General features: G+C 73.0%; 17 protein-coding genes and 1 pseudogene. 10 read left to right on the plus strand and 8 right to left on the minus strand.

Annotation, left to right across the window (positions count from 1 at the left end; all coding sequences use genetic code 11):
- Positions 1-280: 280 nt before the first annotated feature.
- Both Q8791_RS20140 and Q8791_RS20145 read right to left on the minus strand, forming a co-directional pair.
- Positions 281-442, minus strand: a pseudogene (locus Q8791_RS20140) (BldC family transcriptional regulator); the annotation flags it as partial.
- Between the two features lie 279 nt (positions 443-721).
- On the minus strand, positions 722-1210 hold the full coding sequence (locus Q8791_RS20145; RefSeq protein WP_330093309.1) for an ATP-binding protein: 489 nt from the start codon (positions 1208-1210) through the stop codon (positions 722-724).
- Positions 1211-1570: 360 nt separating this feature from the next.
- On the opposite strand from Q8791_RS20145, the gene Q8791_RS20150 reads away from it, so the two are divergent.
- Both Q8791_RS20150 and Q8791_RS20155 read left to right on the plus strand, forming a co-directional pair.
- On the plus strand, positions 1571-2371 hold the full coding sequence (locus tag Q8791_RS20150; RefSeq protein WP_330093310.1) for a helix-turn-helix domain-containing protein: 801 nt from the start codon (positions 1571-1573) through the stop codon (positions 2369-2371).
- Positions 2368-2622, plus strand: coding sequence for a DUF397 domain-containing protein (locus tag Q8791_RS20155; RefSeq protein ID WP_330093311.1), 255 nt, complete (start codon positions 2368-2370; stop codon positions 2620-2622). The genes Q8791_RS20150 and Q8791_RS20155 overlap by 4 nt, the downstream gene beginning before the upstream one ends.
- A 496-nt stretch (positions 2623-3118) precedes the next feature.
- On the opposite strand, the gene xylA is transcribed toward Q8791_RS20155, so the two are convergent.
- Entirely contained in the window at positions 3119-4276 is a 1158-nt protein-coding gene (gene xylA, locus Q8791_RS20160; protein WP_330093312.1) for a xylose isomerase, read from the minus strand.
- 298 nt (positions 4277-4574) lie between these two features.
- Positions 4575-6566 carry a beta-galactosidase gene (locus tag Q8791_RS20165; protein WP_330093325.1) on the minus strand — a complete coding sequence of 664 codons (1992 nt, stop codon included), beginning with the start codon at positions 6564-6566 and terminating at the stop codon, positions 4575-4577.
- Between the two features lie 280 nt (positions 6567-6846).
- Between Q8791_RS20165 and Q8791_RS20170 the strand changes: the two genes are divergently transcribed.
- Both Q8791_RS20170 and Q8791_RS20175 read left to right on the plus strand, forming a co-directional pair.
- Positions 6847-9264, plus strand: a complete 2418-nt coding sequence (locus Q8791_RS20170; RefSeq protein WP_330093313.1) for a glycosyl hydrolase family 95 catalytic domain-containing protein — start codon at positions 6847-6849, stop codon at positions 9262-9264.
- Between the two features lie 151 nt (positions 9265-9415).
- Complete coding sequence (locus Q8791_RS20175; RefSeq protein ID WP_407942028.1) at positions 9416-11779, plus strand: WD40/YVTN/BNR-like repeat-containing protein; 2364 nt, start codon at positions 9416-9418, stop codon at positions 11777-11779.
- A gap of 280 nt (positions 11780-12059) precedes the next feature.
- On the opposite strand, the gene Q8791_RS20180 is transcribed toward Q8791_RS20175, so the two are convergent.
- The 3 genes from Q8791_RS20180 to Q8791_RS20190 are packed head-to-tail and all read right to left on the minus strand — an operon-like array spanning position 12060 to position 15725.
- The gene (locus Q8791_RS20180; protein WP_330093314.1) at positions 12060-12971 is read right to left on the minus strand and encodes a carbohydrate ABC transporter permease; all 912 of its coding nucleotides are present in this window, start codon (positions 12969-12971) and stop codon (positions 12060-12062) included.
- Entirely contained in the window at positions 12968-14020 is a 1053-nt protein-coding gene (locus Q8791_RS20185; protein WP_330093327.1) for an ABC transporter permease, read from the minus strand. The genes Q8791_RS20180 and Q8791_RS20185 overlap by 4 nt, the downstream gene beginning before the upstream one ends.
- 43 nt (positions 14021-14063) lie before the next feature.
- Positions 14064-15725: an extracellular solute-binding protein gene (locus tag Q8791_RS20190; protein WP_330093315.1), complete on the minus strand. Its 1662-nt coding sequence runs from the start codon at positions 15723-15725 to the stop codon at positions 14064-14066.
- A 197-nt stretch (positions 15726-15922) separates the two neighbouring features.
- Between Q8791_RS20190 and Q8791_RS20195 the strand changes: the two genes are divergently transcribed.
- Positions 15923-18874, plus strand: coding sequence for a glycoside hydrolase family 3 C-terminal domain-containing protein (locus Q8791_RS20195; protein ID WP_330093316.1), 2952 nt, complete (start codon positions 15923-15925; stop codon positions 18872-18874).
- 82 nt (positions 18875-18956) lie between these two features.
- On the opposite strand, the gene Q8791_RS20200 is transcribed toward Q8791_RS20195, so the two are convergent.
- Positions 18957-20231, minus strand: coding sequence for an ROK family transcriptional regulator (locus Q8791_RS20200; protein ID WP_330093317.1), 1275 nt, complete (start codon positions 20229-20231; stop codon positions 18957-18959).
- 114 nt (positions 20232-20345) lie between these two features.
- On the opposite strand from Q8791_RS20200, the gene Q8791_RS20205 reads away from it, so the two are divergent.
- From Q8791_RS20205 to Q8791_RS20225, 5 genes are all read left to right on the plus strand, one after another.
- Positions 20346-20930: a GNAT family N-acetyltransferase gene (locus tag Q8791_RS20205; RefSeq protein ID WP_330093318.1), complete on the plus strand. Its 585-nt coding sequence runs from the start codon at positions 20346-20348 to the stop codon at positions 20928-20930.
- A gap of 80 nt (positions 20931-21010) precedes the next feature.
- On the plus strand, positions 21011-21481 hold the full coding sequence (locus tag Q8791_RS20210; RefSeq protein WP_330093319.1) for an NUDIX hydrolase: 471 nt from the start codon (positions 21011-21013) through the stop codon (positions 21479-21481).
- Positions 21482-21791: 310 nt separating this feature from the next.
- Positions 21792-22052, plus strand: coding sequence for a DUF6504 family protein (locus Q8791_RS20215; RefSeq protein ID WP_330093320.1), 261 nt, complete (start codon positions 21792-21794; stop codon positions 22050-22052).
- A 523-nt stretch (positions 22053-22575) separates the two neighbouring features.
- Positions 22576-24033 (plus strand): AMP-binding protein, encoded by a 1458-nt coding sequence (locus Q8791_RS20220; RefSeq protein WP_330093321.1) that lies wholly within the window; start codon positions 22576-22578, stop codon positions 24031-24033.
- Positions 24030-24311 (plus strand): acyl carrier protein, encoded by a 282-nt coding sequence (locus Q8791_RS20225; RefSeq protein ID WP_330093322.1) that lies wholly within the window; start codon positions 24030-24032, stop codon positions 24309-24311. The genes Q8791_RS20220 and Q8791_RS20225 overlap by 4 nt, the downstream gene beginning before the upstream one ends.
- Positions 24312-24453: the final 142 nt, after the last annotated feature.

Raw genomic sequence — 24453 nt, forward strand, 5'->3', positions numbered from 1 at the left:
TTCCTTCCTGTCTGAACAATCCCTGATGTCGCTCTTGGTGTCCTTTGTTCAGGGTGTGGGAATTGGGGGAAACGGGGCGGTGGGGTGGTGTCCAGGAACAGGGCGTCCCAAACCCTCGGCCCGGTCCCCGGTGTTGCGCGTCCCCGTTTCAGCCGTCGGCGCGCAGGGTCGCGATGAGGACCGCGATACGGTCGGCGTCGCGCACCGCGCCGGTCTCCAGCGCCAGGTGATGGACCTCCTCCAGGGCGCAGATGACCGCGTCGTCGTCCCGCTCCGCCTTCATCATGTGCGTGATCTGCGTCCTCGGGTAGCGGCGGTGGCCGCCCAGGGTCTTGACCGAGGTGAGCTGGCCCTCCTTCTCCCAGCGGATGACGGTCTTGGGATCCACCCGGAACAGGCGGGCGACCTCGCCGGGGGTCAGGAGGTCCTCGACGCGGTCCATCAGGTGGGGCAGGGCGGCGGGGGTGGGCACGGTGCGTTCTCCTCGGATCGTGAGCGTGGCGGCAGCGGACTGGGTCGGCGGGCGGGCACAGGGGGCCGGCGGGGCGGTCAGGGCGGCGGAGGACGACGGGACGGGCAGGGCGGCGGGGCACTCGGCGCGGGCCGGCGCGCGGGTCACGCTGACGCGGCGGGCCTGGGAGGTCCCGGACCCGCCCGGCACGTGTGCGGTGCGACGGCGGAGCTCTCTTCGAGAACGGGGTGTGTCCCCGCCGCACCGGCCTCAGGGGGTGTCGATCACCGCGCGGATCGTGAGCGGACCCATCGTGGTGCCCCGCCACTCCCACTCCCAGTCCCAGTACACGGTCAGCTCCTCGACCAGGCGCAGGCCGGAGCGCGGATCGCGGCCGGGCTCGCCCAGGCGCGGGTACGGGATGCGCGCGCCGGGCCTGGGGCCGTTGTCGGTCACCCGCAGGGCGAGCAGGAACGGGTTCTGGTCGATCACGACGTGCACGTTCCCGCCCGGCGCCCCGCTGAGCGTGTGGCGGTGGGCGTTCGACACGAGGGCGACCGCGACCCGCATGACGCAGTTCGCCGCGGGACCGAGAACGGTCCCGTGCACCCACGCGCGGAGAACGGTGTAGTCCTGCTCGTGGCCGAGGACGATGCCGCTCCGGTGGCGTTCCTCGAACCGGAGCCGGTGCGGGTAGGGGACGGGTTCGGGTTCCGGCTCCGGCCCCGGAACGGCTGGGGGCGCGGCGGTGGGCTGCATTCGTCTCACCTCGTGGTCTGTGTCATCCGGGTGGGCTCCTCGTTCTGGCGGCCGTCTGCGGCTCCGACCGCCGGACCGCCCCTGTGTCGGGCGGCCGCCCCTTCCGGTCCCTCGACGGACGAGGCGGCCCCACGCGGCCCGGGTCCCTCCGGGGTCCGGGCGCGCGCCTCCCGACCCGTGGTCAGGAGGCCGGGGAGCAGCCCCTTTCCGCCGCATCGCAGCGGGTCCGGGCCCCTCCAGGAGAGAACTCTTCCACTCACACCATTTCCTGGTCTACATTCATTAGGAAAGACGGTGCTTTTCGTATGCCGTGCGATGACAACCGATAATCCAGCGATATGAGCGATGAGGTGTGGAGAAGTGGATTCCGCACGCGAGCGGTTCGGTCTTCTGGTGCGGAAGTACCGCCTACAGGCAGGTATGACGCAACAGGAGCTGGCGCAGGCGGCCGTGATCGCGCAGAGCACGGTGAGCGAGTTGGAGCGCGGCATGAAAGGGACGCGGCGTGAGCAAGTGGTACGCATCGACAGGGCTCTTATCGCGCACGACGTCCTTCTGAATTCGTGGGATACGGCCTTCTCCCCGTCCGGGATGAACACCTACTTCCGCGACGTGGCGGAGGCCGAGCAGACGGCGGTGGAGATCCGTGAATACGCTTTGGGGCTGGTGCCGGGCCTGTTCCAGGTGGCGGCGTACGCCCGTGTGGTGAGCCAGATCGGTTCGCCGCACGCCTCCCCGGACGCCATCGAGCAGATCGTCGCCGCGCGATTGAAGCGGCAGGAGATCTTCAAGAGGCCCCACCCCCCCAGGGTGACGGTGCTCCTGGACGAGACCGTACTGCTCCGGGGCTTCTCGGACCCCGACGTGATGCCCACCCAGATCGGTCACCTCATCGCGGAGTCGCACCGGCCCCGGGTGACCATCCAGGTCGTCCCGATGCGGACAGAGGGCCACGCCGGTCTGGGCGGCGCGTTTATGCTTAGTTCCGCCCCTGACCGTGGCACTTTCGCCTATGTCGAGGGCCACAAAGCGGGTATGTCCCTCAAGGAACCGGAGATCGTGGCCAGTTATGACCGGACCTTCGCGGAGCTGAGGAGCGCTGCGCTGCCGGTTCCCGCGTCACGGTCTCTGATGGAACGGATTCGAGGCGGTAACGCATGATGGGCCAGACCTGGCAGAAGTCCAGTTACAGCAACGGGGACGGTGGGAACTGCGTGGAAGCGCGGGTCCACGTGATGGGTGGGAGCTGGATGACGTCCAGCCACGGCACGGGTGGCACCCGCGCCGAGGCGCGGACCGACACCGCCGCATCCCGTGTGCACCTGCGTGACACGCAGAACCGCGAGCTCGGCCACCTGTCGGTGCCCGTCCGCGAGTGGGACGCCCTGCGTCTCACGCTCAGCGGCCAGTAGTCTCCGCGCACAGTTCCGCCCCCTGCCAGGGCTGTTGGCAGGGGGCGGTTGTGTTCTGCTCGCCCAGGCTACCCGCAGGTCACCGCCTGCGCCGGTGACCAAAGTCCCCTCCCGGAGTGTCAGACGACAGTCGCGTCCCGTACTCGTCCGTGCTCAGGACGCCACGGTCGCGCACCTGCCGTCACAACCGGAATCAGACGCCCCACGCGCACCGGTCTCCGACCGTCGCCCCTCACGCGGGACCGGCAGCCCGTCCGGCGCACACAGCCACCCCCGCCGGCCCTCGCGGATATCGGTGTTCTCCGGCATCGTCCCCACGATGCCCGGAATCCAGGCGGAGGAGGTCCGTGTCCTACACCGCCACCGCCACCGCCACCGACACCGCCGCCGTCGTCGACGGTCGCGCCCGCCTGGGTCGCGCGTGCGGCGTCCCGGGCCCGAGCACCTCCGGGCCCACTGGGGGGAGCGGAGGGACCCGGGCCGGGAGGGGCACGGATCAGCGCACGCCGAGCAGGTGCTCCAGGGCGAGCTGGTCCAGGCGCTCGAAGTGGTATCCGCGCCCGCCCACGTCGGCGAGGTCGATCTCCTCCGCCAGGACGTCCGCCAGGCTCTCGCCCTCACCCAGCGTCGGCAGGGACAGCTCGGGCACGCGCGAGGCCTCCAACGCCGCCGCGACCTCGGGGTCGGCGCGGAACGCCGCCGCCTTCTCCTTGAGGATCAGGTAGTTGCGCATGCACGCCGAGGCCGACTCCCACACGCCGCTCATGTCCTCGGTCCGCGGCGGCTTGAAGTCGAAGTGCAGGGGCCCCTCGTACCCGGCACTCTCCAACAGGTCCACCAGGAAGAACGCCTCCTTCACGTCCCCCGCGCCGAACCGCAGGTCCTGGTCGTACTTCACGCCGCGCTGGCCGTTGAGGTCGATGTGGAACAGCTTCCCGGCCCACAGGGCCTGGGCGACTCCGTGCGCGAAGTTCAACCCGGCCATCTGCTCGTGTCCGACCTCCGGGTTCACCCCCACCATCTCCGGGTGCGCCAACTCGTTGATGAACGCCAGCGCGTGCCCGACCGTCGGCAGCAGCACGTCGCCGCGCGGCTCGTTCGGCTTGGGCTCGATGGCGAACCGCAGGTCGTAGCCCTGCTCGATGACGTACCCGCACAGGATGTCGAACGCCTCGCGCAGGCGGTCCAGGGCCGCGCGGTCGTTCTTGCCCGCCTCCGACTCCGCGCCGTCCTGGCCGCCCCAGCACACGTAGGTCTTCGCGCCGAGCGACACCGCCAGGTCGATGTTGCGGATGACCTTGCGGATGGCGTACCGGCGCACCTCACGGCTGTTGGACGTGAACCCGCCGTCCCGGAACACCGGGTGCGTGAACAGGTTCGTGGTCACCATGGGCACGGCCAGCCCGGTCTCGTCCAGGGCCGCCCGGAAGCGCTTGAGGATCGCCTCCCGGTCGGAGTCCGAGCTTCCCGGCGGGATGAGGTCGTCGTCGTGGAACGTGATCCCGTGCGCGCCGAGTCCCGCGAGGGCGCGCACGGCGTCGGCCCCGTCGAGGGGCGGGCGCACGGCGTCGCCGAAGGTGTTGACCCCGCGCCAGCCCACCGTCCACAGGCCGAAGGTGAACCTGTCCGCGGGCACGGGCCGGTAGTCGCTCATGTCGTGTCTCCTGGGGGTAGGGGCCTCCGATCAGTTTGTCTAGACCGACAACTAATTGTCAACGGTGTGTCGGGCAGGCGTCGGGCCCCGCGGGGGAGGGGCGCCGGACTCCCGGCCGAGGCGGTTCGCCGTGCTCCGCCGCGACAGCGGGGCGCGTCACCCGCAGGGGCGGGGCCGCGCCGCACAGGACCCCTCGCCCGGGGCCCGGGCCCTTCGGCCCCGTGCGGTGCGGGGACCCGGGGACGAACCGGCCGCGAGGGGCCCGCCGGTCCGCGCCCCGCCGTCCGCCGCCCGCGGGTCAGCCCGCCGCCGGGTGCCCGCGCAGGACCGCGACCCCGCCTCCCGGCAGGGTCAGGCCCTCGGCCGACGCACCCGACAGCAGGTCCACGGCGTCCGGCCCCAACCCCAACCGGGCCGGGTCGATGTGGCGTGCCCGGTCGTCGTGGTTGGTCACGAACACCCACGCGCCGTCCGCCGCCACCCGGCGCACCACGTCCAGCCCGTCCTCCGGGAACGGCCCCGACCCGGCGGCCTCCGAGATGACCCGGCCCAGCCCCCGGTCCGACAGCCGAGCCGACACGTACCAGGCTTCACCCGCCCCGTACCGCCGACGCGTCACCGCCGGGAACCCGTCCAGAGCGCCGCCCGCGTAGCGCGACACGGCCTCGGCCCCGGCCAGGTGGACGTGCTCGGTCCACGTCGTGACCTCCTCGCGGACCATCCCCAGGTCCATACCGACCGTCTCCCCGGGGAACAGCGGGTACATCTCCTCCACCCGCACCCCCAGCAGGTCCCGCAGCGCGCCCGGGTACCCGCCGGTCCGCACCGTTCCGGCCTGGTCGGTGAGCCCGCTCAGGTAGGTCACCACCAGGGTCCCGCCGTCCTCGGTGTAGCGCGCCAACCGCTCGGCCGCCGCGTCCGACAGCAGGTACAGGGCGGGCACCACCAGCAGCGGGACCCGGGGCAGGTCCCGGTCCGGGCGCACGAAGTCCACCGTGCGGCCCGACCGCCACAGCACCCGGTGCACCTGGCGCACCGACTCCAGGTAGTCCACGCTCCGCGCGGGCAGCGACGGGCTCCCCAGCGCCCACCAGGACTCCGGGTCCCAGGTGACGGCGGCGTCCGCGACCACCTCCGCGTCGCGCACCTCCGCCACACGGGGCAGCAGGCTCCCCAGTTCGCACACCTCACGGAAGATCCGCGAGTCGGGACCGGCGTGCGGCACCATCCCCGAGTGCCACTGCTCCGCGCCGCCCCGGGACGCCCGCCACTGGAAGAACATGGCCCCACGCGACCCCCGCGCCACGTGTGCCAGGCTGTGCCGCACGGTCTCACCGGGGTTCTTCGGGCGCGTCAGCTCACCCGTGTACGTCACCCCCGCCGCCTGCTCCATCAGCAGCCACGGCCGTCCCCGGCCCGGCACCCGGTCCGCCCACGAGCGCGCCAGGTCGGCGGCGAACGCGGTCTGCTCCGCGCCGCCGGGCCCCGTCAAGTTCGGGTAGTCGTCCACGGCCACCAGGTCCAGGTGTTCCGCCCACCGCCACGGGTCCACCGGCACCCAGTCGCCGAACGCCAGGTTCGTGGTCACCGGCACGTCCGGGCGCACCTCGTGCAGCACGTCGCGCTGGTCCAGGAAGTGGTCGAGCATCTCGTCGGACAGGAACCGCCGGAAGTCCAGCACGTGCGCCGGGTTCGGCAGGTACTGCGTGGCGCGCGGGGGCAGGATCTGCTCCCACTCCGAGTAGTGCTGGCTCCAGAACGACGTCGTCCACGCCTCGTTGAGCCGCCCCAGGTCGTCGTGGTGCCTGCGCAGCCAGTCGCGGAACGCCCGCGCCGTGTGGTCCGAGTGCGACCACGACCCGTACTCGTTGTGGACGTGCCACATCCGCAGCGCCGGGTGGTGCGCGTACCTCTCCGCCAGGGCGCGGGCGATCCGCGCCGAGGCCTCCCGGTAGGCCGGGGCGCACACGTCGTAGGTGTCGCGGCTGCCGTGCGTGAGCCGTGTGCCGTCGGCGGTCACCGGCATCGCGTCCGGGTACGCGAGGGTGAACCACGGTGGAGGCGACGCGGTCGGCGTGGCCAGCGCGACGCCGATCCCGGCCTCGCCGAGCCGGTCCATGGTCCTGTCCAGCCACTCGAACCGGTACTCGCCCTCGCGGGGTTCGAGGAGTCCCCAGGAGAACACGCCGACCGTCACCAGGTTGACCCCGGCGCGCAGCATCAGGTCGACGTCCTCCTCCTGGACCTTCTCCGGCCACTGCTCGGGGTTGTAGTCGCCGCCGAACCACAGGGAGGGCGACGGGGAGGCGGGGGCGGGTGAGGCCGCAGTCGGGGCTGCGCGGGCGACCGGACGCGACGTCGCGGACGGTGGTGTCGCGGGTGTCACCGGAGGAGTGGAGGGCGGGGCCGCCGGTGACTTCGCGGCGGACGCGGGGCGGCCCGGGGGAGACGACGGCGGGGAGGGCATGGAGGACTCCTTCTAGGGTTGGCGCCGGTCGATTCGGTGCATGAGCCAACAAAGTATGGCGAGACCGCAACCCCCGGCGACACCCCCCACGCGAGGAGCCCGCATGTCCGCAGCACGCCAGGTCCGCACCCGACACCCGGTCACGGACTGGGAGGACGCGCTGGTCACCGGCAGTGGGCGCCTGGGTGCGCTCGTGCACTCGACCGCCGACCGCATCCGCGTCACCCTCGGCCACGAGAGGCTGTTCCTGCCCGTCACGGAGTCCCTGCCCGCCCCGGAGACCTCCCGGGTCCTGCCCGAGGTCCGGCGGCTCCTGCTCCGGGGGCGCTCGCGCGCCGCCGCCGAGCTCATCGTTCGGACCGCTGCCGAGGAGCACCCCGGGTACGCGGAGACCCGGTGGATCGACCCGCTGGTGGGAGCGGCCGTGCTGTCGTTCGCCCCGTTCGGCCCCCGCCCCGGAGCGGTCGAGCGCCGGTGCGACCTGGACACGGGCCTGGTCACCGAGGACCTGCCGGGGGGTGTGGCGCACCGCGTCCTCGCCTCCCGTCCCGACGACGCCGTGGCCGTCGAGATCACCGCGGCCGGTGACGGCGGCGTCGGCCGCGGGGCGGGCGGGAGCGGTGGCGGTCTGGACGGACTGCTGCGGCTCACCCTCCTGGAGGAGGCCCCGCCGGTCCCCCTGGCGGTGGAGACCGAGACCGCTTCCGGGCTGATGGTGCTGCGCGTCGGCTTCCCCGAACGCCCGCCCGGAACCCTGCCGGGGTACACGGTGACCTGCGAGGTCGGCGCCGAGGGCGGGAGGGTCCGCGTGGCCGGCGGCGGCCTGGAACTCCGGGGCGTCACCCGGCTCCGGCTCCTCGCCCGCGTCCACGTGCCCGCGCCGGACGCCCCGGAGGACCGGTGCGCGGTCCCCGTCGGGCCGTCCGCGCGGACAGGAGCGGTGCCTCCCGCCGCGCCCGCGTCCCACGCCGCCTCCGGCGACGGTCCTCCGGCTCCCGCCGCGGGCTCCGCCTCCGCCGCTCCCACGGCAGCCTCCGCCGTGGACTTCGACGGGGTGCTCGCCCGCCACGGGGACGTGCACGGCGACCTGATGGGCAGGTTCCGGCTGTGGCTCGGGGACACCACGGCCCCGGCGGCCCCGGCGACGCCCGGACACGGCGGCCCCGCCCCTCTCGGCGAGGACCTGCTGTCGGCCGGGCCCACCCCCGACCTGGTCACCCGGCTGGTCGACGCCGGCCGGTACGCCGTCATCTCCAGTTGCGGCGATCTGCCGCCCACCCTCCAAGGGGTGTGGAGCGGCACCTACGACCCGCCCTGGCGATCGGGGTACACCTTCGACGGCAACCTCCCCTCCGCCGTCGCCGCGCTCCACACCACCGGCACACCCGAACTGATGACCAGCCTGTTCGACCTCCTCGACGGCATGGCCGACGACCTCGCCGAGAACGCCCGACGCCTCCACGGCTGCCGGGGCGTGCTGCTGCCCGCGCACGCCTCCACCTCCGGGCGGCACAACCACTTCGGCCCCGAGTGGTGCCTCACCTGCTGGACGGCGGGCGCCGCGTGGATGTCCCGCCTCTACTGGGACCACTACTCGCACACCCGCGACCGCGCCTTCCTGCGCGACCGGGCCCTGCCCTTCCTCGTCGCCGCGGGGGAGTTCCACGAGGACTTCCTCACCGCCGACGGCTTCGTCCCCTCCTACTCCCCGGAGAACACCCCCGGCGACGGCGACGGACAGGCCGCCGTCAACGCCACCATGGACGTCGCCGCCGTCCGCGACCTGGTCCGCAACCTCGTCCGGGCCCACCACGCACTCGGCCGCCCCGGAGCCCGCCGCTGGGTGGAACTCGGCGCCCGCCTTCCCGGCTACCGGATCGCCCCGGGCGGCGAACTCGCCGAGTGGGCCGGACCCGCGGGACCCGCCGAGCAGACCGAGAACCACGCCCACCGCCACGCCTCCCACCTCTACCCCCTCTGGTACGAGGCCGATCCCGCCCTCTCGTCCCCCCGCCTGCGCGCGGCCGCGGTCCGCGCGGTCCGCGCCCGGCTCGGGTGGTGGCGCGGCCAGGAGTCCGACGAGATGGCCTTCGGGCTGGTCCAGCTGGGGCTGGCGGCGGCCAACCTCGGGCTGGCCGAGGAGGCGCATGAAGCCCTCGGCCTGCTCGCCGCCCGCTACTGGCGGCCCACCCTGGTGCCCACCCACAACCGGGGGTCCCTGTTCAACGTGGACATCGGCGGCGGTTTCCCGGCGGTCGTCGCGGCGATGCTCGCCCGGTCCTCCGAGGGCCGTCTGGACCTGCTGCCCGCCCTGCCCCGCGCGTGGAGCTCCGGTCGGGTCGACGGGCTGCGGGCGCGCGGGGGGATCATCGTCGACTCCCTCGCCTGGGAGGACGGCCGGGCCCGCGCCGCACTGCGGTCGGTGGAGCCCCGCACCACCGTGGTCGGATTCCCCGACGGAACCCGTCACTCCATTCACGTCGAGCCCGAACGGGCCGTTTCGGTCGCTTTCCGGGCGTGAGGCGAGACCACTGTCGAAGCGCTTCGAAATTGGTCGCCCAACACCCCTTGCCGCGACTTAGTCGTCTAATCAGACTAAGGGTGAATTCGCGCCCGCCCCGGGCCCCGGATTTCCCGGCGGCGGACGTGTCCCCCCACCGAGGAGCCCGCCCATGCCTCCGCACCGTCCCGGCCCCGCCGGATCCCCCAGACCCCCCGAACCCCCCGAACCCACCGAGCCCTCCGCCCGGTCACGGCGGCTCCTGGCCGCCACCGCCGCCACCGTGTTCGCCGCGTCGGCCGTCGTGGCCGACGGAACCACCGCCGGCGCCGCCCCCGCCGAACCGTCCTCCGCACAGGACGCGTACACGTGGGACAACGCGCAGATCGCCGGGGGAGGGTTCGTGCCCGGGATCGTCTTCAGCGAGACCGAACCCGGCCTGGCCTACGCCCGCACCGACATCGGCGGCGCCTACCGCTGGGACAACGCCACCGAGCGCTGGGACCCCCTCCTCGACTGGGTCGGCTGGGACGAGTGGGGCTGGACGGGAGTGGTCAGCATCGCCACCGACCCCGTCGACCCCGACCGCGTCTACGCCGCCGCCGGCACCTACACCAACGACTGGGACCCCGGCAACGGGGCGATCCTGCGCTCCGACGACCGGGGCGAGACCTGGGACGCCACCGAGCTGCCGTTCAAGCTGGGCGGCAACATGCCCGGCCGCGGCCTCGGCGAACGCCTCGCCGTGGACCCCCACGACAACAGCGTCGTGTACTTCGGGGCGCGGGGCGGCCACGGGCTGTGGCGCAGCACCGACTTCGGCGAGACCTGGGCCGAGGTGGAGGCGTTCCCCAACCCCGGCGACTACGTCCAGGACCCCGGCGACGACACGGGGATGATGAGCGACATCACCGGCGTCACGTGGGTGGCCTTCGACCCCTCCAGCGGCACCCCCGGCGAACCCACCCAGGACGTCTACGCGGGTGTCGCCGACCTGGACGACCCCCTCTACCGGAGCCAGGACGCCGGCCTGACCTGGGAGCCCGTGCCCGGTGCGCCCACCGGGTTCCTGCCCGCGCACGCCGTCGTGGACCACGAGGGCGGCCAGCTCTACCTCGCCACCACCAGCACCCCCGGACCCTACGACGGAGACTCCGGCGACGTGTGGCGGCTCGACACCGCCGGCGGCGAGTGGACGCGGGTCAGTCCCGTGCCCTCCGACTCCGAGGACAACTACTTCGGCTACGGCGGGCTCACCATCGACCGCCAGGACCCGGACACGCTGATGGTCGCCACCCAGATCTCCTGGTGGCCGGACATCCAGATCTACCGCAGTACCGACCGGGGCGAGACCTGGACCCAGGCCTGGGAGTACAGCTCCTACCCCGAGCGCGAGACCCGCTACGACCTGGACATCTCCACGGCGCCCTGGCTCGACTGGGGCGGCGCCGGCACACCTCCGGAGACCCAGCCCAAGCTCGGCTGGATGACCCAGGCCATGGCCATCGACCCGTTCGACTCCGACCGGTTCATGTACGGCACCGGCGCGACCGTCTACGGCAGCGACAACCTCACCGACTGGGACACCGACACCACCGTCGACATCGAGGTGAGGGCCCACGGCATCGAGGAGACCGCCGTCAACGACCTGATCAGCCCGCCCGAGGGCGCACCCCTCCACTCGGCGATGCTCGACCTCGGCGGCTTCACCCACGAGGACCTGGACACCGTCCCCGACCGGATGTTCCACGAGCCCCACTGGGGGGCCGGGACCGGCCTCGACTTCGCCGAACTCGCGCCCGCGACCATCGCGCGGGTCGGCGGCGGAGCGGACGACGCCGCCATCGGCCTGTCCACCGACGGCGGTGACAGCTGGTGGACCGGTCAGGAACCCGCCGGGGTGACCGGCGGAGGCACCGTCGCGGTCGGCGCCGACGGCGCGGCGATCGTGTGGAGCCCGGACGGCACAGGCGTGCACGTGTCCACCACCGGGTCGTCGTGGACGGCGTCCACCGGGGTTCCCGCGGGGGCCGGGGTCGAGGCCGACCGGGTGGACCCGGACGTCTTCTACGCCGTCGCCGGCGGAACCTTCTACACCAGTACGGACGGCGGGGCCGCCTTCACGGCGGGCTTCGACGGACTGCCCGCCGAGGGCAACATCCGCTTCGGCGCGGTACCCGGCCACACCGGGGACGTGTGGGTCGCCGGGGGGACCGGGGACGACTACGGGATGTGGCGCACCACCGACGCGGGCGCCTCCTTCGAGCGCGTCGAGGCGGTGGACGAGGGCGACGCCGTCGGCTTCGGCGCCCCCGCGCCGGGCTCCGACTACCCGGCGGTCTACACCAGCTCGCGGATCGACGGCGTGCGGGGGATCTTCCGCTCCGACGACGCGGGCGGGTCCTGGGTCCGGATCAACGACGACCAGCACCAGTGGGGCTGGACGGGCGCCGTGGTGACCGGTGACCCGAACGTCTACGGCCGGGTCTACATCGGCACCAACGGGCGGGGCATCGTCTACGGCGACCCTGCCTAGCGTGCCGGCCGGGACCGTCGCCCGTGTGACGCGAGGCCCCTGACCCGGTTGGCCTCGTACTCGTAGCCGCGACGCCCGAACCCGCTGCGAGTACGAGGTCACGGCGGAGGGTGCGGGACCGTCTGCACCCCGGACGAGGACGAGGACGGCCGACCGGTCGTGCGGGCCCGGGCCGTCACGGTCGGCGTGTGCGGGCACGGCGGTCCGGGTGCTCCCCGGCCCCGCCAGGAGACCGGCCCCGGCGGTCCCGCCCGCGTCGGACGGGACCGCCGGGGAGCCGCTACCCCTTGACCGCGCCGATGATGACGCCCTTCGTGAAGTGCTTCTGCACCAGGGGATAGATGAACGTGACGGGCACCAGGGCCACCACGACGATGGCCATCTGGATGGCCAGGTTGGGCGCCGACGCCGTCCCCTGGACCGCGTTGCCGATCACCGAACTCGAACTGAGCTGCTGCCCCTGCTGGACGTACTGCCGCAGCACCAGCTGCAACGGCCACTTGGCGTTGTCGTTGATGTAGAGGATCGCGTTGAAGAAGGCGTTCCAGTAGCCCACCGCGTAGAACAGCCCGACGACCGCCGTGACCCCCTTCGACATCGGCAGGACCAGGCGGGTCAGGATGGTCCACTCGTTGGCCCCGTCCACCCGGGCGCTGTCGGCGATCTCCCCCGGCAGGTTCATGAAGAACGCCCGCATCACCACCAGGTTGAACGCGTTGACCGCCGTCGGCAGGATCAGCGACCAGTAGCTGTCGATCAGGCCCAGGTCGCTGACCAGCAGGTACAGCGGAATCATGCCGGGTGCGAACAGGAACGTCAGCAGGACCGCGAACAGCAGCGGCCGGTGCCACAGCGAACCCGGCTGGGACAGCCCGTACGCGGCCAGGACCGTGGCGGCCAGGCTGACGGCCGTGCCGACCGCCGTCACCCCCAGGCTCACCAGTACGGCCCGGGTCACCACGCCGCCGCCGAACAGGTCGGCGTAGGCCTGGAGGGAGAAGCCCTGCGGCACCAGGACGAGCCCGCCCGCGTCGTTCACCGCGGAGGCGGGGGACACGCTGGTCAGGATCACGACGTAGAGGGGGAGGACGATGACGGCCGCGATCGCCGCCAGGGTGGTGTTCTTCGCGGCGCGGGCGGGGAGGCTCGGGCGTTCCGCCCACACGGGGCGGTCCTTGAACAGTGTGCTCATGCGCGTCGGTAGATTCCGTTTTCGCCCATCTTGTGGGCCAGCTTGTTGGCCAGCAGGATCAGGACCAGGCCGACGACGCCCTTCACCAGGCCCGCGACCGCTCCCGCACCGAAGTTCCCCGTGACCAGGGTCTGGTGGTAGATGAAGGTGTCCAGCACCTCGGAGACCTGGGCGCCGAAGGCGTCCCGTTGCAGGTAGAACTGCTCGAACCCGACGTTGAGGATGTCGCCGATCTTGAGGATCAGCAGCAGGATGATGACGGGCCGCAGGCCGGGCAGGGTGATGTGCCACATGCGCTGCCAGCGGTTGGCGCCGTCCACGGCGGCCGACTCGTAGAGGTTCTGGTTGATGGCCGCCAGCGCGGCGAGGAAGATGATCGTCCCCCAGCCGGCGTCCTTCCAGATCATCTGCGAGGTGACCACGAACAGGAACGCGTCGGGGTTGCTCATGATCTCCAGCGGCGCGTACCCGTTCTGCCGCAACAGCTGGGAGAACAGCCCGGCCCCGCCCAGGATCTGCTGGAACAGGGTGACGACCAGGACCCACGAGAAGAAGTGGGGCATGTAGACGATGCTCTGGAGGATCAGCCGCAGCCTCGGGGTCATGACGCTGTCCAGCAGGATCGCCAGGGCGATCGGGACCGGGAAGAAGAACACCAGCTGGACGGCGGCGATGACGAGGGTGTTGCCCGCCGCGCTCCAGAAGCGGGCGTCGGTGAACAACCGCTCGAACTGGGCGAACCCCACCCACGGGCTGCCCAGGACGCCGTCCCAGGGGTTGTACTCCTGGAAGGCGATGACGTTGCCGAGGGTCGGCGCGTAGTGGAAGACCGCCAGCAGCCCGAGCGCCGGGGCCGTCATCAGCAGCAGCTGCCAGTCCCGGCGCAACCGGGAGCGCAGCGGTGCGCGGGACGGGCGCCGGACGTCGGGGACGGCCCGGGACCGCGCCCGGCCCCCGCGTTTCCGGGACGAGGGGGCCGCGGAGCGCGGCGCGTGCGGGGTCCGGCCCGTGCCGTCCCCTGTCCGGGCACTGTCCGGGGACCCGTGCAGCGGTTCGGGACCGGAGGCGCCGCCGACGGGTGTGTCGGTCCGCTCAGTCACGGCCGTGCTCCTGGAGGACCTCCAGGTAGAACTCCCGGCCCTCGTCGCCGCCGTCGCGCCGCCAGTCCGCGACGGCCTGGTCCAGCTGCCCGAGGTCCTCGCGCCCGCGGATGATGTCCTCGACCTTGTCGGTCAGGGGGGTCTCCGCACCGGAGAACCGCTCGGGGCGCTGGATGCGGATGCCCGCGAACGGGTCCTCCTCGGTGTACTGGGCGGCGTCGTTGTACCAGTCCGTCTTCCACCGGACGAAGTCCGGGTACTGGCTCTCGGTGACCGCCTGGGGGCGCCCGCTCAGGAAGTAGTAGCCGTCGTTGACCTCGCCGTTGCCCAGGTCGGTCAGCTGCGGCGCTCCCCGGTCGTCGCGCTCGTGGTGGACGCCCTCCTCGCCGTAGCGGTAGTCCATGTACTCCCGGGTGCCGAACGGCGCCGCGCAGAAGTCGAGGATGGTGAGGACCTCCTCCACCTGCTCGGGCTCCATGCCCCTGCGGACGAACACGGACTGCCCCGAGGGGTCCCCGCTGTGCATGACGGGGTCCCGCCCGGAGTCGCCGAACACCGGCATCAGGTCCAGGCGGAAGTCGGGGTGGTCGCCGAGCATCGCCGCGTACGTCTCGTGCCAGGCGCCGACGCCGTCCTGGTTGAAGACGATCTGGCCGGAGTTGAGCAGTTCCTTGGAGTTGTCGGCCTGGGCGACGATGTCGGGGTGGACGAGCCCGGCGTCGAACAGGTTGCGCATGTACTCGACGCTCGCCCGCCACTCGTCCGTCTCGAACATGTGGGTCAGCTCGCCGTTGTGGTAGCGCCACTGCTTGGGGGCGCCGAACACCTGGCGGATGCTGAGGTTGAAGTCGCCGAACGCCCACCGGTTGTTGTCCGGGTCGTTGATCTCCTCGCCGATCGCGAACAGCTCGTCCGGGCTGGTGGGCGGCTCGATCCCGTACTCCTCCAGGAGGTCGCGCCGGTACAGGACCCAGCTGCTGAAGGGCTCGGAGGGCCAGGGCACGCCCTGGAGCCGGCCGTTGAAGACGTTCCAGCGCCAGGCGTCGCTGTCCAGGTTGGCCAGCAGGGGGTAGGCGGAGGCCGCGTCACCGGCCAGGTGCGGGGTCAGGTCCTCGAAGAGTTCGCCCACGGCCCGGTTGAACTGGGGGATCAGCTGGATGACCCAGTCGGGGAACATCGTGATGTCGGCGACGTCGCGTCCGGCGATCACCGCGTTCATCTTGTCGATGATCGAGTTGCCGTCCTGGAAGTTGAACCTGACGGTCGAGCCCATCCGCCCGTTGACGTAGTCGAAGAACGAGTTGTCGCCCAGACCCGGGGGGATGGGGCCCCACATGGGGGTCATGGCCGTGTACTCGCCGCCGCGTCCGCGCGGCTCGGACAGCGCCTGGAGGAACGTGTCGGGGTAGGACGTGAATCCGTCGGGCGCGCCGTGCAGCCCCTCGATGTCGGGGGTGACGCCCTCGAAGGGGATGTACGTGGGGATCAGGTCGTCCAGCGAGGTGGCGGCGGAGGCGGAACCGCCGCCACCGCCGCCCGATCCCGACGAGCAGCCGGAGAGCACGCCCCCGGAGAGGGCGGCGGCGGTGGAGGCTCCCACCAGGCCGAGGAAGCGTCGGCGGCCGGGCATGCGAAGCAGGGGGGTGGGGGGCATAGCGTCGTTCCTTCGGTCGTGCAGGCCGGAGCCCAGGGGGGTAGGAAACGAAGGGCCATTTTGCTATGAATTAGTTGGCCGTTTAGACAAACAAATTACTGCACTGTGATGTGGCACACAAGATCCCCTCGATGCTGAAGTCGAAGCGGTTCGATTTCGAGGGTCATTGCCCCTGAGCACGAGAGACGGAACCCCCCATGACCACGCACGCGACCGTCCCGCCCCACCGGGATCCCGGCCTCCCCGACGAGCGCCGCCTGGACGACCTGCTCGGCCGCCTCACCACCGAGGAGAAGCTCGGGCTCCTGCACCAGTACCAGGCCCCCGTCGAACGCGTCGGCCTCGGCCCCTTCCGCACCGGTACCGAGGCGCTGCACGGACTCGCCTGGCTCGGCCCCGCCACCGTCTACCCGCAGGCCGTCGGCCTCGCCAGCGCATGGGACCCCGACCTGCTCCGCCGCGTGGGGGAGGCGACCGCCGACGCGGTCCTCGCGAGCCTGGACCGGGGAGCCGGACGCAACGTGTGGGCCCCCGTGGTCAACCCCCTGCGCGACCCCCGCTGGGGGCGCAACGAGGAGGGGTACTCCGAGGACCCGTGGCTGACGGGCCTCCTCGCGACGGCCCACGCGCGCGGCCTCGCCGGGGACGGCGCCCGGTTGCGCACCGCCCCGACCCTCAAGCACTTCCTCGGCTACAACAACGAGGAGGACCGGTGCGTCACCTCCAGCGACCTGCCGCCCAGGGTCCTGCACGAGTACGAGCTGCCCGCGTACCTGCCCGCGCTCGCGGACGGCGCCGCCGTCGCCGTCATGCCCTCCTACAACCTGGTCAACGGTCGCCCCGCACACCTGAGCCCGCTCATCGACGAGGTCCTGCGCGCCGCCGCCCCCGACCACCTGATGGTGGTCAGCGACGCCTACGCCCCCGCCAACCTGGCCGGGCTCCAGAACTTCCACCCCGACCCGCCCACCGCCTACGCGCACGCCGTCCGCGCCGGTGTCGACAGCCTCACCCAGGACGACGACCGCCCCGACGCCCCCCTCGGGCACCTCCGGGAGGCGCTGCGGCGGGGCCTGCTCACCGAGGCCGACATCGACCGGGCCGCCCGCCGCGTGCTCTCCGTCCGACTGCGGCTCGGCGAGTTCGACCCCGGGCCCCCGGCGGGCAGCGGCACGGCCGACGCCCCCGCGGCCGGGGGCGACACCGCCGGAGCGTACGCCGACGACACCCCCGCGCACCGGGCGCTGGCCCGGGAGGCGGCCACCCGATCACTCGTCCTGCTCCGCAACGACGGGCTGCTGCCGCTGCGCGACGTACGCCGGGTCGCCGTCATCGGACAGCTCGCCGACACCGTGCTGGAGGACTGGTACAGCGGCACACTGCCCTACGCCGTCACCGCTCGCGCGGGGATCGCCGGACGCGTCGGGGCCGTGTTCTGCGAGGGCGCCGACCGCATCCGGCTGGAAGCGCACGGCCGCGGGCTCGTCGTCTCCCCGTCCGGCGGGGGACCGCTGGAGACCACCGGTCCCGACCCCGATGCCGGCCCCGACCCCTACACCGGCCAGGGGCAGGACTCCGGTCCCGCTCCGCACCGGACGGACGACGACGGGCACACCCGCCCCGGCCGCCTCCGCGGGGAGGACTCCGGGACGAGCGCCTTCGACCTCCTGGACTGGGGCGGCGGGGCCTTCGCCCTGCGTTCCGCCGGATCCGGGCTCCACGTGGACGAGCAGCCCGACGGCACCCTCGCCTGTACTGCCCCCGGGCCCGGTACCTGGGAGGTCCGCCAGACCTTCCGGTTCGAGGAGCGCCCCGACGGCCTGACCGGCCTCGTCCAGGTCCACACAGGACACCGCGTCGCCGTCGGACCCGAGGGCGTGCTCCGGCTCACCGACGACCCCGCCCACGCCGCCGGCTTCCGGATCACGGGGCTCGGATCGGGAGCGGCGGAGGCCGCCCGGGTCGCCGCGACCGCCGACGTCGCCGTCGTCGTCGCGGGCGACCACCCGATGGTCAACGGACGCGAGACCGAGGACCGGGCCGACCTCGACCTGCCCACCGCGCAGGAGCGGGTGCTGCGCGCCGTCCACGCGGCCAACCCGGCCACCGTCCTGGTCCTCACCAGCGGCTACCCGTTCGCCGTCACCTGGGCCGACGACCACGTCCCCGCGATCCTCTGGTCGGCCCACGGCGGCCAGGAGTACGGGAACGCCCTCGCGGACGTGCTGTTCGGGGACGCCGAACCCTCCGGAAGGCTCACCCAGACCTGGTACCGGTCCGCCGACGACCTCCCCGGCATCCTCGACTACGACATCATCGGCGCGCGCGGCACCTACCTCTACTTCGAGGGGGAGCCGCTCTACCCGTTCGGACACGGCCTCGGCTACACGCGGGTCGAGTACGCGGCGCCGGAAGTCACCGTCGACGGCGGCCGGGTCACCGTCACGGTCATGGTGGCCAACACCGGGAGCCGCCCCGCCGACGAGGTCGTGCAGGTGTACACTCGCCAGCTGGCCTCCCGGGTGCGGACACCCCTGCGCGCGCTGCGCGGCTTCACCCGGGTCCGTGTCGAACCCGGCGGGGGCGCCGTGGCCGCGGTGTCGTTCGACGTGAAGGACCTCGCGCTCTGGGACACCACCCGCGACCGGTTCGTCGTGGAGGAGGCCCCGCGCGAGGTGCTCGTCGGGCGCTCCGCCACGGACGTGCGCGCCGGCGCCGCACTGAACGTCCCCGGGGAGGTCATCCCGCCCCGCGAGGCGTACACCCCGTGGTCCGCCACGGGGTACGACGAGGCGCGGGGCACGTCGCTGTGCCCGCTCACCCCCGAGCGCGGCGACGCCGTGCGCGCCCGGACCGACGGAGCCTGGGCGGCGTTCCACGACGTGGACCTCGGCGGAGGGGCCACCGGCTGCGACCTGTCGGTCAACGCCGAGCACGCCACCACCCTCCGCCTGCGGCTCGACGACCCCGGCGACGGTCCGACCCTCGCCGTCGTCGACGTCCCGGCGGGGAAGGACCGCTACGACTTCTCCGTGGTCCGCGCGTCCGCGGCCCCCGACGGCGTGCCCGTCCACGGCACCCGTGACCTCTACCTGGTGTTCGAGCGCGCGGGCACGGCGGTCGCCTCCCTCGGCCTCACCCGCGACTGACGGGCGGCGGTACCGGCCCCGGGGCCGGATTCCGGACCGGACCCCGGAGCCGGAATCCGCCCCGGGCCCGGCTCCGGGCGGACTACGCGTCGCCCGGGACCTCCGCGACCCCTGCGGCCCTCGGTGCGGGGAGCGGCAGCAGGCCGCCGTCCAGCGCGTGGATCATCGCCGCGGCCCCGCCCCGGGCCGCCGCGCTCAGCCCCAGGGCCGACAGCTCGATCCGGCAGCCGCCCGCACCCGGCGCGAACACGTTCGCCGCGATCTCCGCCCGGCAGTGGGGCAGCAGCCACGGCCCCATCGGCACGAAGTACCCGCCCAGCACCACCACGCTCGGGTTCGTGACGTTGACGAGCGTCGCCAACCCCCGGCCCAGCCAGGCGCCCGCCCGCTCCAGCGCGCCCACGGCCACCCGGTCACCGCTCCCTGCCCGCTCCACCGTCACCGCCACCAGTTCGGCGACGTCGCTCCCCGACAGGGCGCGGTCGGGAACCCGGTCCGGCACGGCGCCGCGCACGATCGCGCCGATCCCCGCCAGCGCCTCCAGGCAGCCCCGGCGCCCGCACGCGCACGCCGGGCCGTCCGGGGCGAGAGCCAGGTGCCCCACCTCGCCCGCGAACCCGCCCGCGCCCCGCAACAGCTCGCCGCCGGCGAGGATGCCGGCGCCGATCCCCACCTCACCGGTCACGTACGTCAGGTCCGGCGTGCCCGCGAAGGACCCCACCCGGTACTCCGCCGTCACGGCCAGGTTGGCGTCGTTGTCCACCTGGACGGGAACGTCCACGACCCCGGAGCCGCGCAGCAGTCCCGCCACCCGGTCCCGCAGGGGTACGTCCCGCCAGCCCAGGTTGGGGGCGTGGGTGACGGTGCCCGCCGGGGCGTCGATCAGACCGGGCACGGCCACGCCGACCCCCACCACGGCCCGCCCGCTCAGCTCCGGCGCCCCCACGGTCTCCCGCAGTGTGTCCGCGATGCGCCGCGCGCACGCCTCGGGCCCCGCCGATCGGGCGTCGAAGGCGACGTGGCGGCTCACCAGTTCGTCCCGCAGCAGGTCCACCGCGACCACCGACAGGTAGTCGACGTTGACCTCCAGGCCGACCGCCGCCACCGACGAGTCGTCCAACGCCAGCAGCACCCCCGGGCGCCCCACCCTCTGCCGCGAGGTCTCCCCCGTCTCCAGGACCAGGCCCCGCGCCATCAGGTCGGCGACCAGGCTGGACACGGTGGTCTTGTTCAGGCCCGTCGCCGACGCGACCGCCGCGCGCGAACACGGGGCCAGCGCGCGGACCGTGCGCAGCACGACGCCCAGGTTGGTCTCACGGACCGTCTGGAAGCTGACCGTTCCCGAACCGACCGTCACCGGGTCCCCCTCGCGTCGCGGCGCCGCCCGCCGTGCCCGGATCGTACAGGGGGCGCGGCGAGGGGGCGGAAACACGGTTGCGGGGCCCCGCGGTCCTCTGCTGGAATCCCGACCATGATCCCTCCCGACGTCTTCCGCGACCAGCCCGCACTCCACGGGACGAAGGTGCGTCTCGTCCCCCTCGACGCCGAGAGCGGCGAGGCCCTGGTCGGCCCGCTCGTGGACATGGACCCGGAGGTCCGCAGACTCACCGGCACCCACCGCGAGTTCACCGAGGACGCGCTGCGGCGGTGGTATGCCACCCGCCCCGACCACCACGACCGCGCCGACTGGGTGATCGTGTCCCGCGAGGACGGGGCGTCCGTGGGCGACTGCGCGCTCCTCGACCTCGACCCGGACAACGCCTGCGCCGCGTACCGGATCGCGCTCAACGACATGGCCTCCACCGGGAAGGGCTACGGGACCGAGGCCACCGACCTGGTCCTGGAGTACGCGTTCACGGTGGCCGGACTGCACCGGGTGGGCCTGGAGGTGTTCGCGTTCAACGCCAACGCCCGGAAGTCCTACGCCAGGTCCGGATTCGTCGAGGAGGGTGTCTGGCGCAAGCACCTGCGCTGGAACGGGGAGTGGCACGACGCCGTCCTGATGTCGGTCCTCGCCGAGGAGTACGCCGAGCTGCGCGCCTCACGGGGGCGCTGAGGGTCGTGCGCGGCGGGGTGGAGGCGGCCCCGTTCACCGGACCGTGCCCCGCCCGCGTCCGTTCTCGTAGGCTCGTGGGCATGCCCGTACCTGACTTCCTTCTCGCACTGCGCGACCACGTCGGCCACGGACTCCTCCCCCTCGTGGGGGTGACGGCGGTGGTGATCGGGGAGAACGGCGACATCCTCCTGCACAGGCGCGCCGACGACGGCCGCTGGGCCACCCCCGGCGGCATCCTCGAACCCGGTGAGCAGCCCGCCCGGGCGGTGGTGCGCGAGGTCAGGGAGGAGACCGGCATCGAGGTCGAGGTCGAACGGCTGGCCAGCGTGGTCGGCCAGGAGCCCCACACCTACCCCAACGGGGACCGGGTGCAGTTCCTCGACCTGGCCTTCCGCTGCCGTGCAGTCGGAGGGGAGCCCGACGCCGGAGGGGACGAGACCCTGGAGGTGCGGTGGTTCGCGCCGGACGCGCTGCCCGACATGCCGCCGCGCATACTCGCACGGATCGCGAACGCGCGGGAGGACGACCCCGCGCCGTACTTCCTGGTGTAGGCGGCCGGGGCCCGCGCCCCGGTCCGGGGGAGTTCCGGCACGGGGACCCCCGGCCGCCGCTCGCCTCCTCGTTCCCCGGCGAGCGCTCCGCGACCTCCGGCAACCCCGCGGGCGCCCGGATCGTGCCTGTTCCGGGGCTCCGCTCCGGTGTGTCACCGGAGGCGGTCGGGGTCGGCTGCGCGACACGCCGCGGACGGGTCCCCGCCCGCGCACGGTGCGCGCCTAGGGTGTTCCGCGTCCGACAGAGCCCGGCAGGGCGACCGTTCGAGATGATTGACTTTCTCGAACAAGAGTTCGATAGGCTGCCCGTGTGAGTCTCCTGAACGAACACATCGACGTACGTTCCACCCAGGGCGGGACCCCCGCCCAGTTCACCTGGCGCGGTCGCACCTTCCGGGTGCGCAGGATCATCGGCGACTGGCCCGCGCGCCCCGAGGTGCCCGGAGCACCCGCCACCCAGGTCCACCTGCTCCGCGTCTCGGCGGAATCCGAGGCGGGCGAGCCCAGCATCATCGACATCACCCGCGACGTCGCGTCCGACCGCTGGACGATGCGCCGGCAGTGGAGCTAGGGTCCGCCCGGCCGGGCCGCCATCCCCGGGGCCGCCATCCCCGGGGATGGCGGCCCCACTGCTGTCCCGCGCCGCCCGACCGCGCCCCCGTCCGGCCAGGGGTGCGGTCGGGCTGTTCCGTGCGCGGGAAATATTAATAATTCTTTAAAAGGCACATTTCCCTGATCGTGGTGTGGCGGCAGTCGATTCTCCCCCGGAGGGGCGCCCGGGAGCAGCCCTTTCGGCTGCGGCGGGCGATCGTAATATAAGTCCTGTGCGCCATGGTCGACTCCCTTCACGGGAGTCCCACCAGTCGCATGAGAAATCACCATGATTCCCTGTCGTCGCAGCTCAAGGGCTTTTTTCTCTGTTGTTCGGCGAGGTGTCGAGTGGTCGCCGTGAGGACCGGAGGGCGGGGGTCGGTGGTTGATTCTTCCCTCTTTCTGTCATAATTCCCTAACCCTCTTCCGTGGCCGATATGCGTGTATGTATGTTCTTGCCTGGCCGGTGAGAAGCGGCCCACGCGTCTTCGGAATGGGGAAACATGGCCACGCCTCGCATCTGGGAGTCCGTGCGGGAACACGCCCGCCGCTCACCGCACGCGGAGGCGCTGCGGTGGACGGGCGGGGCCCTCACCTACGGCGAACTGGTCGCGTCCGCCCGCGAGGTCGCCCGCGAGGCCGCCCCGGGCCCCGGCGGAGTCGGCATCGTCCGGGCCGACCGCGCCGGGGCGGCCGTCATCGCCGTACTCGCGGCGCAGGAGGCGGGGCTCCCCGCACTGGTCATCCCGCAGGAGGCCGGGGCCGGGTACGTGGAGGCCCTCCACCGGGACCTGGGCCCGAACACCGGGCAGGATCCGTACCGGGGATTCCGCCGGCGTCCCCCCGAGGCGCCGGCGCCCTCCGCGTCCGAGGCCTCCCCGGAGCGCGGGGGCCTCTGGACGACCACCTCCGGCTCGACGGGCGCACCGAAGATCGTCGCCCACGACCCCCACGGCATCGACCGCTTCACCGACTGGGCGCGCACCCGGTTCTCCCTCACCCCCGACGACGCCTCGCTCAGCCTCTCGCCCGTCAACTTCGACATCGCCACGCTCGACGTGTGGGCGGTCCTGCGGGCGGGCGGCCGCGTCGTGTTCGCCGCCCGGCAGGACCTCACCGACGGCAGGGCGCTGGCCGCCGCGATCGACTCCCACCGCGTCACCCTCGTCCAGGGGGTGCCGGTCGTGCTGACCCTCCTCGCCGGCGCGGCGGCGACGTCACGGTGGCCGCGCACGGTCGTCTCCACCGGCGACTTCTTCCCTCCCGACGCCGTCCCGGGCCTGGCGGCCGCGTTCCCCAGGGCCGAGCTGCTGAGCGTCTACGGCAGTACCGAGACCAACGACAGCTTCGTCCTCGACCTCCGCACCGCCGCACCGGGAGAGCTCGGCACGCCGATCGAGGGCGTCTCCCACAGGGTGGAGCCGGTGGCCTCCGGCGCGGCGGGCTCCTTCGGGGCCGCCGCCCCCGACGGTGCCGGCCGCACCGGAGAACTCGTCGTCTCCACGCCCTTCCAGGCCCTGGGGTACGCCAACGCGCCCAACGACGCCTGGCGCACCACCGGCGGTACCAGGGAGTTCCGGACAGGTGACCTCGTCACCGTCGACCCGGACGGAACCCTGCGCCTGATCGGGCGTGCGGACCGCCAGGTCAAGGTGCGCGGGGTCCGCGTCTCCCTGGACGACGTCGAGGCCGTGCTCAGGCGCCAGGACGGGGTCGTCGACGCCGTCGTCGCGGCCGTGCCCACGGCCGCGAACGACCGCGAGGTCGTCGCCGCCGTCCGGCTCCGGGCAGTCGGCGCGTCCTCGAACCTCGCCCTCCGCGCCGCCGCCGCCAGGGCCCTGCACCGGACAGCGGTGCCGAGCCGCATCCTCCTCACCACCGACCCCTTCCCCGTCACCGGTACAGGAAAGACCGACCGCGAGGGGACCATCGCCCGACACATCGAAAGGCGGCCCGCATGACCACCACCATCCGCGACCGGGTCCAGGACCACATCGTGGCTGTCCACGCCCCCGACCTCGCAGGGGAGACGATCCCCGACGACTACGACCTCGTGGAGACCGGGGTCGTGGACAGCCTCGCCCTCCTCGAACTCGTCGAGTGGATCCAGGAGGCCTTCGGGGTCTCGGCCATCGACACGGAGGTCACCCCCGCCGACCTCAGCAGCATCGGCGCGATCACGGCCTTCGTGCGGGACCGGACTCCGCAGGCCTCCGAGGCCACCCGCCCGGCCGGCTGAGACCGGTCCGGGCCGGATCCCCCGGACCCCGCCGCCCTTCCCCCCCCCCCCCCCCCCCCCCCCCCCCCCCCCCCCCCGCCGCCCGATCCCGACGAGCAGCCGGAGAGCACGCCCCCGGAGAGGGCGGCGGTGGCGGCGGTTC

Source organism: Nocardiopsis codii (genome assembly GCF_036327455.1).
GTDB classification, from domain to species: domain Bacteria; phylum Actinomycetota; class Actinomycetes; order Streptosporangiales; family Streptosporangiaceae; genus Nocardiopsis; species Nocardiopsis codii.

Coding starts and splice junctions, on each gene's coding strand:
- Q8791_RS20220 (WP_330093321.1), top strand. CDS start 22,576: ATGGCCACGCCTCGCATCTGGGAGTCCGTGCGGGAACACGCCCGCCGC.
- Q8791_RS20190 (WP_330093315.1), bottom strand. CDS start 15,725: ATGCCCCCCACCCCCCTGCTTCGCATGCCCGGCCGCCGACGCTTCCTC.
- Q8791_RS20225 (WP_330093322.1), top strand. CDS start 24,030: ATGACCACCACCATCCGCGACCGGGTCCAGGACCACATCGTGGCTGTC.
- Q8791_RS20155 (WP_330093311.1), top strand. CDS start 2,368: ATGATGGGCCAGACCTGGCAGAAGTCCAGTTACAGCAACGGGGACGGT.
- Q8791_RS20170 (WP_330093313.1), top strand. CDS start 6,847: ATGTCCGCAGCACGCCAGGTCCGCACCCGACACCCGGTCACGGACTGG.
- xylA (WP_330093312.1), bottom strand. CDS start 4,276: ATGAGCGACTACCGGCCCGTGCCCGCGGACAGGTTCACCTTCGGCCTG.
- Q8791_RS20205 (WP_330093318.1), top strand. CDS start 20,346: ATGATCCCTCCCGACGTCTTCCGCGACCAGCCCGCACTCCACGGGACG.
- Q8791_RS20210 (WP_330093319.1), top strand. CDS start 21,011: ATGCCCGTACCTGACTTCCTTCTCGCACTGCGCGACCACGTCGGCCAC.
- Q8791_RS20195 (WP_330093316.1), top strand. CDS start 15,923: ATGACCACGCACGCGACCGTCCCGCCCCACCGGGATCCCGGCCTCCCC.
- Q8791_RS20175 (WP_407942028.1), top strand. CDS start 9,416: ATGCCTCCGCACCGTCCCGGCCCCGCCGGATCCCCCAGACCCCCCGAA.
- Q8791_RS20145 (WP_330093309.1), bottom strand. CDS start 1,210: ATGCAGCCCACCGCCGCGCCCCCAGCCGTTCCGGGGCCGGAGCCGGAA.
- Q8791_RS20180 (WP_330093314.1), bottom strand. CDS start 12,971: ATGAGCACACTGTTCAAGGACCGCCCCGTGTGGGCGGAACGCCCGAGC.